Here is a 13,504-nt window from a genome sequence, read left to right on the forward strand (position 1 = left end):
CGGCCCGACCGGGCCGCCGCCCCCCACGACCACGACCCGGTCCGCGCGCCGGCCGCCCGGCCAGGTCCGCGCCGGCCCGCCGTCCCCACCTCCCGGAGGCCCCCTGTGACCACCACTCTCGACACTCCCCGGGCGACCTCACCGCCCACCCTGATCGACGCGTCCCGCCCGAGCCGGAACGGATGGCGGCTGCCCCGCCCGGTCCGCCGGGTCGGCGGCCCCCTCCTGCTCCTGCTGGCCTGGCAACTGCTCGGCGACGGCCGCACCCTGGCCCCGCCGAGCGCCGTGCTGGCCGCCGGCTGGGAGCTGGCCTCGACCGGCGAGCTGGGGACCCACCTGCTGGCCTCGCTGAGCCGGGTGGCCCAGGGCCTGGCGCTGGGCATCACCTCCGGGGTGGTGTTCGCGGTGCTGGCGGGCCTGTTCCGGTACGGGGAGGACCTGGTCGACTCCAGCCTGCAGATCCTGCGCGCGCTGCCCACCCTCGGTCTCCTGCCGCTGGTGATCATCTGGTTCGGGGTGGGCGAGGTGCCGAAGGTGGCCCTGGTCGCCTACGGGACGATGTTCCCGGTCTACATCAACACGTACGCGGCGATCCGGGGCGTGGACAACAAGCACGTCGAGTCGGGGCAGACGTTCGGGCTGGGCCGGCTCGGGCTGATCCGGCACGTGATCCTGCCGGGGGCGGTGCCGGGCTTCCTGGTCGGGCTGCGGTTCGCGTTGACCAGCAGCTGGCTGATCATGATCATCGCGGAGCAGCTGAACGCGACGAGCGGCATCGGGTACCTGATGAACCAGGCCCAGAGCTGGTACCGCACCGACATCATCGTGCTCGGCCTGCTCATCTACGGCGCGTTGGGCCTGTTCGCCGACGTGCTGGTCCGGTTCCTGGAACGCCGCCTGCTGAGTTGGCGGCACGGATTCGAGGGGGCCTGATGACCGCCGTCACCGACCGGCCGCAACCGGCCGGCACGAGGGCCGCCGGCGCGACCACCACCAGCTCCGTCGTCGCCCAGAACGTCCGCCGCTCCTTCGACGGCCGCGAGGTGCTCGCCGGCATCGACCTGGAGATCGCCCCGGGCGAGTTCGTGGCCCTGCTCGGCCGCTCCGGCTCCGGCAAGTCCACCCTGCTGCGCGCCATGGCCGGGCTGGACTCCGGCTACGAGGGCAGCCTGCGGGTACCCGAAAAGCGGTCCGTGGTCTTCCAGGAGCACCGCCTGCTGCCCTGGAAACGCGTGATCGACAACGTGACCCTGGGCCTGCGGGACGCGTCGCGGGGACTCCCGGCCCTGGAGGAGGTCGGGCTCGCCGACCACGCCCGCGCCTGGCCGATCACGCTGTCCGGCGGCGAGGCCCAACGCGCGGCCCTGGCCCGGGCCCTGGTCCGCGAGCCCGAACTGCTGCTGCTCGACGAGCCGTTCGGCGCCCTGGACGCGCTGACCCGGATCCGGATGCACGCGCTGCTGCGCCGGCTGTGCGACCGGTACCGGCCGGCCGTCTTCCTCGTCACCCACGACGTCGACGAGGCGGTCCTGCTCGCCGACCGGGTGCTCGTCCTGTCCACGGAGGGCCGCCTGGCCCTCGACCGCCGGGTGGACCTGGAATCCCCCCGGCACCGCGCCAGCCCCGGATTCGCCGAGCTGCGCGCCGACCTGCTGACCGAACTCGGAGTGCGCGAATGACCCGCAAACAGCTACACCTCAACGCCTTTCTGATGAGTACGGGGCACCACGAGGCGTCCTGGCGGCTGCCGGAGTCCGACCCGTTCGCCAACATCAGCCTCGCGCACTACCAGGAGCTGGCCCGGGTCGCCGAGCGCGGCAAGCTCGACTCGCTGTTCCTCGCCGACGGGCCGGTCCTGTGGAGCAGCATCGGCCGCCGCCCGGCCGGCCAGTTGGAGCCGACGGTGCTGCTCACGGCCCTGGCCGCGGTCACCGCCCACATCGGGCTGATCGCGACGGCCTCGACGACGTACAACGAGCCGTACAACCTGGCCCGGCGGTTCGCGTCCGTGGACCACGTGTCGGGCGGGCGGGCCGGCTGGAACATCGTCACCACCGCCGGGGTGGAGGCGGCCCGCAACTTCAACCTGGACGCGCTGCCGGCGCACGCGGACCGGTACGCCCGGGCGGCCGAGTTCATCGACGTGTCCCTGAAGCTGTGGGACTCGTGGGCCGACGACGCGCCGCTCGGCGACAAGGAGTCGGGGGTGTGGGGCGCCGACGACCGGCTGTTCCCGCCGGAGCACGTGGGGGAGCACTTCCGGGTCGCCGGCCCCCTGAACGTGCCCCGCAGCCCGCAGGGCTACCCGCTGCTCGTGCAGGCCGGCTCGTCGGAGGACGGCAAGGACCTCGCCGCCCGGTACGCCGAGGCCGTGTTCACGGCGCAGCAGACCCTGGAGGACGCCCAGGCCTTCTACGCGGACCTCAAGGCGCGCACCGCGGCGGCCGGCCGCGACCCCGACACGATCAAGATCCTGCCCGGGATCGTGCCGGCGATCGGCTCCACGGAGGCCGAGGCGCTGGCCCTGGAGGCGGAGCTCGACCGGCTGATCCGGCCCGAGTTCGCCCGCAACCAGCTCGCCCAGACGCTCCGGATCGCCCCGGAGGATCTCGACCTGGACCAGGAACTGCCCGCCGACCTGCCGGCCGAGGACGAGATCGAGGGGGCGAAGAGTCGGTACACGCTGATCGTGACTCTGGCTCGTCGCGAGCGGCTCACCGTGCGACAGTTGATCGGCAGGCTCGGCGGAGGTCGGGGGCACCGCACGTTCGCCGGCACCCCCGAGCAGGTCGCCGACGCGATCGAGCACTGGTTCACGCACGGCGCGGCCGACGGGTTCAACATCATGCCGCCGGTGCTGCCGTCCGGGCTGACCGTGTTCGTCGACGAGGTGGTGCCGATCCTGCAGCGCAGGGGCCTGTTCCGCACCGAGTACACCGGCACGACCCTGCGGGACAACTACGGCCTGGCCCGTCCCGCCAACCGCAACCTCATCCCGGCCTAGGAGAGACAGTGACCGACTACCGCGTTCTCGGCCGCACCGGCGTCCGGCTCAGCCCGCTCACTCTGGGGGCGATGAACTTCGGGCCGCTCGGCAACCCCGACCACGCCGACGGGATCCGGATCATCCACCGCGCCCTCGACGAGGGCATCAACGTGATCGACACCGCCGACGTCTACTCGCAGGGCGAGTCCGAGACGATCGTCGGCAAGGCGCTGCTCGACGGGCGGCGCGACGAGGTGTTCCTGGCGACCAAGTTCCACGGCCAGATCGGGGACGACCCCAACCACCGGGGCAACTCCCGGCGGTGGATCATCCGCGAGGTCGAGAACAGCCTGCGGCGCCTCCAGACCGACCACATCGACTTGTACCAGGTGCACCGCCCCGACCCCACGGTCGACTTCGACGAGACCCTGGGCGCGCTGAGCGACCTCGTGCACCAGGGCAAGATCCGCTACATCGGCACGTCCACGTTCTCGGCCGCCCAGATCGTCGAGGGCCAGTGGACCGCCGAGCGGCGCGGCCGGGAGCGGGTCGTGTCCGAGCAGCCGCCGTACTCGATCCTCGCCCGGGGCATCGAACGCGAGGTGCTCCCGGTGGCGCAGCGCTACGGCCTGGGCATCCTGCCGTGGAGCCCGCTGGCGGGCGGCTGGCTGTCCGGCTCGTACCTGACGGGCGCGTCCCGCCGGTCAGAGCGCTTCCCGGCCCGCTACGACGCGACGCTGCCCGCCAACGCGCCGAAGATCGAGGCGGTCACGAAGCTGGCCGCGCTCGCCGACGAGGCCGGCCTGTCGCTGATCCACCTGGCGATCGGGTTCGTGCTCGCGCACCCGGCGGTCACGTCCGCGATCATCGGGCCGCGCACCCTCGAACACCTGGAGTCGCAGCTCGGGGCCTCGAAGGTGGTGCTGTCGGCGGACATCCTCGACCGGATCGACGAGATCGTCCCGCCCGGCGTGAACCTCAACCCCGCCGACGCCGGGTACGAGCCGCCGTCGATCACGGACCCGGGCCTGCGCCGCCGCTGAGCCACAGTGACCGGTCGGGTGGTCAGTGCAGCCGCACCCCGCCCGGCCGGTCCAACGCCCGCCACAGTTCCATCGCCTGGTCGTCGGACTGCACGTCGCCCTCGCACTCCCGCTGGTAGATCTCGATGTAGTCCCGCAGCACGTCCGCGTTGATGGTGTCCGGCTCGGCCCCGGCGAACTCCGGGTCGGCGTGCAGCACGAGCAGCAGCAGCCCGGGCACCCGTTCCCCCTCGGGCCCCAGCGCGGGCTGGAAGTACGGCACGTCGAGGGCCCGGGCACCGCGCCGCTGGTAGAACCGGAGCCGCGCGTCGGCGTACCCGTGCTGTTCGTTGCCGGTGTGCAGGGTCGGGTCCTCCACCTCGGCGAGGATCAGGCACGGCTCGTACTCCGCGCGCCACGCCGCCAGCGCCGCGTCCAGCAGCGGCCCGCCGACCCGCCCGCCCCGGTGTCCGGGCCGCACGGCCAGCCAGGACAGCAGCAGCACCCGGGGACCGGGCTCCCAGTCGCCGACGGCCCCGCCGAGCACGGTGCCGGCGTCGTCGGTGGCGATCCACACCGGGCCCCGGCCGGAGCCCACGAGGGCGGTGATCCCGGCCCGGGAGCTGAGTTCGGCGGCGGGGAAGGACGGCACGAGGACCTCCTCGTACAGCGCGTCGAGCTGCGGCCCCGGAGTGAGCAGTTCCGTGATACGCATGTCGCTCAGTGTACAGTTCGGAGCCCCCGGTTTCGCCTACGCTGAGTGTCTACATGCGACAGGGGGCACTGTGGTTGAGCAGCAGGGACTCTTCGGTGGGGTGCTCCGGCAGGTGGCCAAGGGGTTGGCGGGGGACAAACCGCTGCTGCTCGGTCTCGCCGGTCTGGTGATCCTCGGCGCGCTCGGGTTGGCGACCCCCGGCGACGCCCGGATCGCGCTCCTCGCGGTCGCCGGGCTGGTGCTCGTGCTGTGCCTGGCCCGGATCGTGGTGGCCGCCCGGGTGGCCGCCGCGCGGGAGCGCCGCCGGGACAACACCGCCCGGCTGGGCAACGACGCGCGGGTGGGCAACGCGCGGCTGTCCGCGCCCGGCAGCAACGAGTTCGTGGCCGGCGACGGGCTCCAGATGAAGGACCTGACGATGACGGCCGGCGACGAGCCGGAGTCGCGCGGGGGGTCCGAGCGGCGCGGGGAGCCCCGGTGACCGACGGGACGGCCGGGGCGCACCCGGCGGCCCGGTTCATCGGCCGCCGCGCGGAGACCGGCCGCGCCCTGGCCCTGCTCAACCGGGCGCCGTACGGCTCGGTGCTCGACGTCGTCGGCATGCACGGCATCGGCAAGACCTTCTTCCTCAAGGAGCTGGTCGCCGGGGCCCGGGGCGCCGACGCGCTCGTGTTCTACAAGGACCTGGCCGACGACCTGACCGGCCTCGGGTTCGACGAACGGCACGGCACCGGCCCGGACGCCGGCCTGGCCGTACTCGTCGAGACCCTGGTCTTCTCCGGGAAGGTGGCCCGGGGGCTGCTGGAGGCGTTCGGCCGGTCGGCCAGGGAGCTGCGCGACGTGGTGCGGCTGCACAGCCAGCTCCGGGCCCGGCTGGAGGAGGTGTCCGGCAACTCGGTCACCCTCGGCGCGAACACCACGGTGGAGAACATCCAGCTCCGGGTCGTCGAGGACGTCGCCCGGGTGCTGGCGCTGCAGGCGGAGTTCGACGAGGCGCTGGTCGGGGCGTGGCGGGCCGCGACCGGTGACCGCCCGGTGCTGCTGGCGATCGACTCCTTCGAGCGGGTGGTGGACGACGAGATCGGCCGTTGGCTGCTCAAGACGGCCCTGGCCCTGCCGAACACGCTGACCGTGCTGGCCCGCACCCCGACCGGCCACGCGCTGGTCAGCGACTCCGCGCACGTGCACCGGGAGCCGCTGGCGCCGTTCGGGCCGGCCGAGGTCGAGGAGTACCTGCTGGAACAGGTCGGCCCCGAGCAGGCCGACGGCGACATCCCCGGGATCGTCTACTCCTTCACCCACGGCCATCCCGGTGGTGTCGACCTGGCCGGCCGCTACCTCCTGGAGCAGGGCGCGGCCCGGGTCGCCGACGGCCGACCGGCCCGGATGTCCGCCGCCGAACTGCGCCGCGAGTTCGCCCGGCTGCCCGAGCGCGAGGGCGACCGCTGGGGCGGCATGGTCGACCTGATCCTGGGGGTCCTGCGCGGCGAGCGCCGCTCCACCCTCGCCCCGGCCGTGGAGAGCGCGGCGGTCGCCGGCCGGTTCGACGCGCCGATGCTGGTGGACCTGCTCGGGCTGGCCGACACCGAGGAGGCCGGCCGGGTCCTGCACGGCCTCACCGGGCTGCGGCTCGCCTGGAACGTGCCCGACGAGGTGGGGGAGCCCAGCGAGTGGTTCCGGCTGCACGAGTTCATCCGGATCTCGCTGACCGACCGGCTGCGCACCGAGAACCCCGACCGTTGGCTGCACCTGCACGACCTGGCCGCCCGGCACTGCTACGACAGGCTGCAGAACTGGGAGGACGACCGGGGCGAGTACGGCACCTGGCACTGCTACGAGAACCCGCACTGGCAGGAGTACAAGCAGGCGTGGCTGCACCACACCGGGCAGACCACCCCGGACCCGCGCCTGACGTTCATCCGGTTCACCGTGGTGTTCCTGGAGGCCTTCTGGTGGTGGGGCTGCTACCACCCGTTCCCGTTCAACCGGCAGCTGATCGACGACTGGGAGAAGTTCCTCGGCGCGTGGGGGACCCGCCCGACCTGGAACGCCCGGGGCGGCTCGCCCAAGGTCGCCGGCCAGCGGCTGTCCGACGCGCTGGTGTTCCTCATCGACCACTACCCGCACGGGCACGACAAGAGCCTGCCGTCGCAGCCGTGGGACGCGGTCCGGCGCAAGCTGCTCCAGGTGCAGGACATCTGCGGCCTGGCCCCGGGGACCAGGTTCCGGGTGCCCGAGGAGGACGCGGTGGCCGTCGCGCGGGCCCGGGGCCTGCTCGACATCTTCCTGGCGCACACCCGCCGGTTCGCCGACCCCTCGGACCAGGGCGCTTCCAGGTACTACGACAAGGCGCTCGCCGCCTTCACCGCGCTGGAGGACCACTGGGTCACCCAGTGGCTGCTGTTCGAGCGCGCCGACCTCGACCTCGAACGCGGACAGCTCGACGGTGCCCTGGCCGGCGTCGACCGGGCGGCCCGCGCCGTGCTCGAACTGGCCGAGACCGACGACGAGTGGGACCACGAACTCGCCGCGAACCTGCACCGGGTCCGCGCCGACGTGCTCTGGGCGCGCGGCGAGCTGGACCCGGCCGCGGAGGCGTACCGGCTCGCGCTGGTCGACGCGTACTGGTTCCAGGGCTCGCCGCACGAGCCGGACGCGTACACGGCGCGGTTCTACAAGGAGATCACCTCCCGGGCCGTGGACCGGATCCTGGCGCTGGCGGCGGACGACCCCGACGCGGCGGTCCGGTTCGCGATAGCGGTCCGGCCGCTCGCCGTCGAGGCCGGCGGGGTGGCCCCGGCGGATCTGCGGGGCCTGATCCTGGCGGGCGGTGCCGAGGCGCTCGCCGACGGGCTGCTGCCGCGCGGCCCGACCGCCCGGGAGCTGTCCGACCCGCAGAGCGAGTTCCTCGACGAGCTGCGCGACCGGCGCGAGTTCGCCCCCGACCCCCGCGAGAACGCCACCGTACTACTGTGGATTACGGGTGATTCATCCGATTAGTCCATGGTGGCGGACTGTGAAAGCAGTGCGCACTTCGGGTCACGAGAACGCCAGACTAGGCGGATGGTCGCTGAGTGGATCGTCGGTTTGGCAACGGCTGGTGGCGCGGAACTCGTCGGTGCGCGGGACACCCCCGCGTGGGAGGCGGTCAGGGCGAGCTTCGCCCGGCTGCTGGCCCAGGGGGAGGAGTCCCAGGTCGGCCGGGAGATAGAGCGGTTCGACGCGGAGGCGGCCAGCCTCGCCCGGGTCGACGACGCGCTGCGGCCCCAGCTCGGCAAGGCCGTGGAGTTCACCTGGCAGGTCCGGCTCGTCGCGCTCCTGGAGGACCACCCCGAGGCGGCCGGCGAGTTGTGCACGCTGCTGCTCGCCGCGCGCGGCCCGGAAACCGTACGATCGGAACCGTTGCCGTTCGCCCCGTGACCCGAGGAGCAGCCGTGCACGAGGTCCGTGGAGTCGTCGCCCGTTCCGTGCACGCCCCGGTGAGCCTGGAGACGATCCTGGTGCCCGACCCGGGCCCCGGCGAGGCGCTGGTCGCCGTGCGGGCCTGCGGGGTCTGCCACACCGACCTGCACTACCGCGAGGGCGGGATCAACGACGAGTTCCCGTTCCTGCTCGGCCACGAGGCCGCCGGGGTGGTCGAGGCGGTCGGGCCGGACGTCACCTCCGTCGCGCCCGGCGACTACGTGGTCCTCAACTGGCGCGCGGTGTGCGGCTCCTGCCGGGCGTGCCTGCGCGGCCGCCCGCAGTACTGTTTCGCCACCCACAACGCGGTCCAGAGGATGACCCTCGCCGACGGCACCCCGCTGTCCCCGGCCCTCGGGATCGGCGCGTTCGCCGACAAGACCCTGGTCGCGGCCGGCCAGTGCACGAAGGTCGACCCGGCCGCCGAACCCGCCGTCGCCGGGCTGCTGGGCTGCGGCGTCATGGCCGGGCTCGGCGCGGCCCTGCACACCGGCGCGGTGTCGCGGGGCGACTCGGTCGCCGTGATCGGCTGCGGCGGGGTCGGCAACGCGGCCATCGCGGGCGCGCGGCTGGCCGGCGCGGCCACCGTGATCGGCGTGGACGTCGACCCGCGCAAACTCGACTGGGCCCGCCAGCTCGGCGCCACCCACACCGTGCTGTCCGGCGACGGCGACGTGGTCGAGGCGATCCGCGCGCTGACCGGCGGCTTCGGCGCGGACGTGGTGATCGACGCGGTCGGCCGCCCGGAGACGTACACCCAGGCCTTCTACGCCCGCGACCTCGCCGGCACCGTCGTCCTCGTCGGCGTCCCCACCCCGGACATGCGGATCGACCTGCCGCTGCTCGACGTCTTCGGCCGGGGCGGCGCCCTGAAGTCCTCCTGGTACGGCGACTGCCTGCCGTCCCGCGACTTCCCCACCCTGATCGGGCTGTACCTCCAGGGCAGGCTCGACCTGGGCGCGTTCGTCTCGGAGCGGATCGCGCTGGACGGGGTGGAGGAGGCGTTCGCGCGGATGTCGCGGGGCGAGGTGCTGCGTTCGGTGGTGGAGTTCTAGCCGGCCCTGGCCCTGCGCCGCCGGTCCCCGACGATCAGGACGGCGAGACCGACCAACCCCACGAGAATCCCGATCCACGGTTGGTACTCGGTCGCCCAGCGCAACAGGAAGCCGAACCGCTCGTTGTCGAACCCGGAGTAGGCGATCGCGGACCCGAAGCCCTGGATCATGATGATCACGCCGATGAACTCCAGCATGGTGCGCTCCCCGAAGACGATCCGCCGCTGACCCCCTGAGATTCCCACGGCCGCGCGCCCGGATTCCTCGTCACCGGGAACGAACCGGCATCCCCCGCAGGAGGTATCCGGGCCTCCTCCGCCCGCGCCAGACCGGTCACTCCACCCGCAGCCGGTACCCGCGCTTGATCACCGTCTGGACGTACCGGGCCGAGCCCAGGCTCCCACGCAGCCGGGCGACCGCCATCTCCACCGCGTGCCCGTCCATCCCCCGGGGCAGGGCCGCGAGGAGTTCGGTGCGCGACACCACCCGGCCGGGGTGTTCGGCGAGCACCCGCAGGACGGACATCGGGGCCGGGGCGAGCGGGTGCGGGTGGCCGTCGAGCAGGACGGCGTGCCCGCGCAGTTCGAGGGTGCCGCCGCCGACGGTGAGCCGCCGGGCCCGCCGGGGGAGTTCGTCGGTCACGGCCCGGACCAGCGAACCGAGCCGGGCGCGGTCGGGCAGCAGGGTCGGGGCGCCCGCCGCGTGCAACAGTCCGGCGGTGACGGGCCCGACACACGCCGCCAGCACGGCCGGCCACCCGGAGTCACCCGAGCCCGGTCCCCCCTCGCTGCCGGTGCGCCCGCCGAACGCCGCCAGCACCCCCGGCGCGTCCGCCCCCGCCACCTGGAGCAGCCCCGACACCGCCGGCGCGCTCGTGAACGTCACCGCGTCCACCTGCCCGGCGAGCACCATGTCGACCAGGCGGCGCACGGGACCGACGTCCTCGGGGAGCTCCCACCGGTACACGGGAACGAGCACGACCTCGGCCCCCGCGGCCCGCAGCGCGGCCACGAACGCCTCCTGCGGCTCGCCGTGCAGCTGCACCGCGATCCGCAGGCCCGCCACCCCCTGGGCGAGCAGGTACTCCTGCACCTCCTCGCAGCACTCCGACTCGGCGTGCCACCAGTCGACGAGACCGGCCGCGCGGATCGCGCCCCGGGCCTTGGGTCCCCGGGCGATCAGCCGGGCCTTGCCGAGGACCGGGAGCAGCGGCAGGCCCCAGCCCTCGGCGGCCTCCAGCCAGCCCCGGAACCCGATCCCGGTGGTGCACACCACGAGGTCGGGCGGGTCGGCGACGCAGGCGGCGGTGGCTTCGTGCAGGGCGGCGTCGTCGGCGAGCGGCAGGAGCGTGATCGCGGGCGCGCTGACCACCCGCGCGCCCCGCCGTTCCAGCAACGTGGCCAGCTCGCCCCGGCGGCGGTCGGCCGTGACCGCGACGGTGAAGCCCTCCAGCGGCGCGGTCACCGCGCCGCCCCGTGCCCGGGCACCCCGCGCGGCCCCCCACTCATGGGACCGCCACCTCGATCAGCCCGTCCCGGAGCCGCGCCGGATACACCGGCACCTCCACCCCGGGCACGTCGAGGCAGGCCCCGGTCCGCAGGTCGAACGCCTGCTTGTGCATGGGGGACAGCACCACGGGCACCTCCCCCCGGGTACCGACGATGCCCCGGGACAGCACCTGCGCGCCGCTGAGCGGGTCCCCGTTGCCGATGGCGTACAGCTGGTCGTCGTGCAGGCGGAACACGGCCACCTGGGTGTCGCCGAGCAGCGCGGCGGCCCCCCGTTCGGGCAGCAGGTGGTCGAGTTGGCAGATCGCGGTCCAGGTCACGGTCGCACCTCTTGACGGGTCACGGCGAATGGGCGGGTCACGGTCGCGTCCCGATGCTGAGGAGGGGGACGGGTTGACCGCGTTCGACGGTGAACGAGATCGTGGGGTCGGGCGTGTCCGGCGCGTTGACGAAGGACACGAAGCGCCGGAGCTTCACCGGGTCGTCGAGGACGGCGCGCCACTCGTCCACGTACCCGTCGACGTGTTGTGCCATGGCCGCGTCGAGGTCCGCCGCGAGTCCCAGGGTGTCGTCGACGATCACCTCGCGGAGGTAGTCGAGTCCGAGGTTCTGGACCCAGACGGACGTGCGCTGCAGCCGGTCGGCGGTGCGGACGTAGAACATCAGGAACCGGTCGACGTACCGGATCAGGTCGGCGGTCGACAGGTCGCTGAGCAGCAGGTCCGCGTGCCGGGGCGTGAAGCCGCCGTTGCCGCCGACGTAGAGGTTCCACCCGTTCTCGGTGGCGATGATCCCGAAGTCCTTGCCCCGGGCCTCGGCGCACTCGCGGGCGCAGCCGGACACCGCCGCCTTGATCTTGTGCGGGGCGCGCAGGCCGCGGTACCGCAGTTCCAGGGCGACGGCGAGCCCGACGGAGTCCTGCACCCCGTATCGGCACCACGTGTCGCCCACACAGGACTTCACGGTGCGCAGCGCCTTGCCGTACGCGTGCCCGGACTCGAACCCGGCGTCCACGAGCCGCCGCCAGATCGCGGGCAGCTGCTCGACCCGCGCGCCGAACAGGTCGACCCGCTGCCCGCCGGTGATCTTCGTGTAGAGGCCGAAGTCGCGGGCCACCTCGCCGATCACGATGAGTTTTCCGGGGGTGATCTCGCCGGCCGGCACCCGGGGTACCACGGAGTAGGTGCCGTCCTTCTGGAGGTTGGCGAGGAAGTGGTCGTTGGTGTCCTGGAGCGCGGCCTGTTCCCCGTCGAGGATGTGCCCGCCGCCCAGGGACGCGAGGATCGAGGCGACGGCGGGTTTGCACAGGTCGCAGCCCCGGCCGGCGCCGACGGCCTCCACCAGCTCGGAGAAGGTCCGGATGCCCCGGACCCGGACGATGTCGAACAGCTCCTGCCGGGAGTAGGCGAAGTGCTCGCACAGGGCCGTGGACTGGGCGATGCCCGCCTCGGCGAGCAGCGACGTGAGCAGCGGCACGCACGACCCGCAGCCGGTACCCGCCTTGGTGCACTCCTTGATGGCCGCGATGTCGGTACAGCCCCCGGCCACGGCGTCGAGGAAGGAACCCTTGGTCACCGCGTGGCACGAGCACACCTGTGCGGAGTCGGGCAGCCCGACCGGCGCGGCCCCGGACGCCATCAGGTCGGCGAGGGTGCCGGGCAGCGGGCCGCCGACGCTGGCCCGCAGGGTGGGGTACGCCGACGCGTCGCCGACCAGGATCCCGCCCAGCAGGGTCTGCGCGTCGTCGGAGAGCACGAGTTTCGCGTACACGCCGGTGGCCGGGTCGTTGTAGACCACGTCGAGGGGCCCCGTCAGCGCCCCGAAGCTGGCGACGTCCACGCCGAGCAGCTTGAGTTTCGTGGACAGGTCCGGGGTGTCCAGGGTCGAGGTGCCGCCGGTGAGCCGGTCCGCGACGACCTCGGCCATCGCGTAGCCGGGGGCCACGAGGCCGTAGGTGGTCCCGTCGACGGCGGCGCACTCGCCGATCGCCCACACGTCCGGCGCGGAAGCCAGGCACGAGGAGTCCACCAGCACCCCGCCGCGCGGCCCGACCGCGAGCCCGGACGCGCGGGCCAGCTCGTCGCGGGCCCGGATGCCGGCGGCGAACACCACGATGTCCGCGTCGAGGTCGGCGACGTCGCTGACCCCCTCGCCGCAGTCGACGGCGATGTCGAGGGCCCGCACCCGGCGGCGGAGCAGCGCGCCCCCGGCCACGTCGACCTGCAACGGCATCAGGTGCGGGGCGTGCTCGACGATCCGCACGTCCAGCCCGAGCAGCCGGAGGGCGTTGGCGGCCTCCAGCCCGAGCAGGCCGCCGCCGACGACCACGCCGGTGCGCTTTCCCGTCGCGTGGGCCCGGATCGCGTCGAGGTCGTCGAGGGTGCGGTACACGAAGCAGTGCGGCGCGTCGGCGTTGGCCACCGGGGGCACGAAGGCCCGCGAGCCGGTGGCCAGGACCAGGGCGTCGTACGGGTACGCCTCGTGCGCGGTCCGCACCACCCGTGCCGCGAGGTCCACGGCCACGGCTGGCTCGCCGAGCAGGAACTCCGTACCGGTCGGCACGCCCGGCGGGGCCAGGGTCAGCTCCTCGGCGGTGACGCCCTCGAAGTACGCGGACAGCCGGACCCGGTCGTAGGCGCGCCGGTTCTCCTCGGCGAGCACGGTCACCGACCAGCCGCGGTCCACGTCGCGGGCCGCGAGGGCCTCCACGAACCGCTGTCCCACCATGCCGTTGCCGATCACGACGAGTCTCATGG

The 13,504-nt window shown here is 73.6% G+C and carries 13 protein-coding genes; 8 read left to right on the forward strand and 5 right to left on the reverse strand.

All coding sequences use genetic code 11. From position 1 onward, the window contains the following. The first annotated feature begins 105 nt into the window (after window positions 1-105). From PT931_RS32330 to PT931_RS32345, 4 genes are read left to right on the forward strand one after another with little or no spacing between them, the layout of a single operon-like run. Complete coding sequence (locus PT931_RS32330; protein ID WP_456249562.1) at window positions 106-933, forward strand: ABC transporter permease; 828 nt, start codon at window positions 106-108, stop codon at window positions 931-933. Beyond that, on the forward strand, window positions 933-1,679 hold the full coding sequence (locus tag PT931_RS32335; RefSeq protein ID WP_456249510.1) for an ABC transporter ATP-binding protein: 747 nt from the start codon (window positions 933-935) through the stop codon (window positions 1,677-1,679). Before PT931_RS32330 ends, PT931_RS32335 begins: the two co-directional genes overlap by 1 nt. After that, window positions 1,676-3,004, forward strand: a complete 1,329-nt coding sequence (locus tag PT931_RS32340; protein ID WP_456249511.1) for an LLM class flavin-dependent oxidoreductase — start codon at window positions 1,676-1,678, stop codon at window positions 3,002-3,004. Before PT931_RS32335 ends, PT931_RS32340 begins: the two co-directional genes overlap by 4 nt. A gap of 8 nt (window positions 3,005-3,012) precedes the next feature. Then, window positions 3,013-4,029, forward strand: coding sequence for an aldo/keto reductase (locus tag PT931_RS32345; RefSeq protein ID WP_456249512.1), 1,017 nt, complete (start codon window positions 3,013-3,015; stop codon window positions 4,027-4,029). A 22-nt stretch (window positions 4,030-4,051) separates the two neighbouring features. Here the strand turns inward: PT931_RS32345 and PT931_RS32350 are convergent, their stop codons facing one another. After that, window positions 4,052-4,723 (reverse strand): GNAT family N-acetyltransferase, encoded by a 672-nt coding sequence (locus PT931_RS32350; RefSeq protein WP_456249513.1) that lies wholly within the window; start codon window positions 4,721-4,723, stop codon window positions 4,052-4,054. A gap of 70 nt (window positions 4,724-4,793) precedes the next feature. Between PT931_RS32350 and PT931_RS32355 the strand changes: the two genes are divergently transcribed. The 4 genes from PT931_RS32355 to PT931_RS32370 all read left to right on the forward strand — a co-directional run bounded on the left by PT931_RS32355 (window position 4,794) and on the right by PT931_RS32370 (window position 9,240). After that, the gene (locus tag PT931_RS32355) at window positions 4,794-5,204 is read left to right on the forward strand and encodes a hypothetical protein (protein WP_456249514.1); all 411 of its coding nucleotides are present in this window, start codon (window positions 4,794-4,796) and stop codon (window positions 5,202-5,204) included. Further along, window positions 5,201-7,723 carry a hypothetical protein gene (locus PT931_RS32360; protein WP_456249515.1) on the forward strand — a complete coding sequence of 841 codons (2,523 nt, stop codon included), beginning with the start codon at window positions 5,201-5,203 and terminating at the stop codon, window positions 7,721-7,723. The genes PT931_RS32355 and PT931_RS32360 overlap by 4 nt, the downstream gene beginning before the upstream one ends. 63 nt (window positions 7,724-7,786) lie before the next feature. Further along, entirely contained in the window at window positions 7,787-8,143 is a 357-nt protein-coding gene (locus PT931_RS32365) for a hypothetical protein (protein WP_456249516.1), read from the forward strand. A 14-nt stretch (window positions 8,144-8,157) separates the two neighbouring features. Then, complete coding sequence (locus PT931_RS32370) at window positions 8,158-9,240, forward strand: S-(hydroxymethyl)mycothiol dehydrogenase (protein WP_456249517.1); 1,083 nt, start codon at window positions 8,158-8,160, stop codon at window positions 9,238-9,240. Here the strand turns inward: PT931_RS32370 and PT931_RS32375 are convergent. From PT931_RS32375 to nirB, 4 genes are all read right to left on the reverse strand, one after another. Further along, the gene (locus PT931_RS32375) at window positions 9,237-9,437 is read right to left on the reverse strand and encodes a hypothetical protein (protein WP_456249518.1); all 201 of its coding nucleotides are present in this window, start codon (window positions 9,435-9,437) and stop codon (window positions 9,237-9,239) included. The two genes, PT931_RS32370 and PT931_RS32375, sit on opposite strands and share 4 nt — an antisense overlap. Window positions 9,438-9,573: 136 nt before the next feature. Further along, window positions 9,574-10,704, reverse strand: coding sequence for a uroporphyrinogen-III synthase (locus tag PT931_RS32380; protein WP_456249519.1), 1,131 nt, complete (start codon window positions 10,702-10,704; stop codon window positions 9,574-9,576). Window positions 10,705-10,744: 40 nt separating this feature from the next. Next, entirely contained in the window at window positions 10,745-11,068 is a 324-nt protein-coding gene (gene nirD / locus PT931_RS32385) for a nitrite reductase small subunit NirD (protein ID WP_456249520.1), read from the reverse strand. Window positions 11,069-11,105: 37 nt separating this feature from the next. Continuing rightward, a complete protein-coding gene (gene nirB / locus PT931_RS32390) occupies window positions 11,106-13,502 on the reverse strand; it encodes a nitrite reductase large subunit NirB (protein WP_456249521.1) in 2,397 nt (798 codons plus the stop codon). Between the last annotated feature and the right edge of the window lie 2 nt (window positions 13,503-13,504).

It is taken from the genome of Longispora urticae (genome assembly GCF_053902585.1).

What these genes read in the sequence shown, in the direction of transcription:
- PT931_RS32335 (WP_456249510.1), top strand. Translation starts at nt 933, where the DNA reads ATGACCGCCGTCACCGACCGGCCGCAACCGGCCGGCACGAGGGCCGCC.
- PT931_RS32340 (WP_456249511.1), top strand. Translation starts at nt 1,676, where the DNA reads ATGACCCGCAAACAGCTACACCTCAACGCCTTTCTGATGAGTACGGGG.
- PT931_RS32350 (WP_456249513.1), bottom strand. Translation starts at nt 4,723, where the DNA reads ATGCGTATCACGGAACTGCTCACTCCGGGGCCGCAGCTCGACGCGCTG.
- PT931_RS32365 (WP_456249516.1), top strand. Translation starts at nt 7,787, where the DNA reads ATGGTCGCTGAGTGGATCGTCGGTTTGGCAACGGCTGGTGGCGCGGAA.
- PT931_RS32375 (WP_456249518.1), bottom strand. Translation starts at nt 9,437, where the DNA reads ATGCTGGAGTTCATCGGCGTGATCATCATGATCCAGGGCTTCGGGTCC.
- nirB (WP_456249521.1), bottom strand. Translation starts at nt 13,502, where the DNA reads ATGAGACTCGTCGTGATCGGCAACGGCATGGTGGGACAGCGGTTCGTG.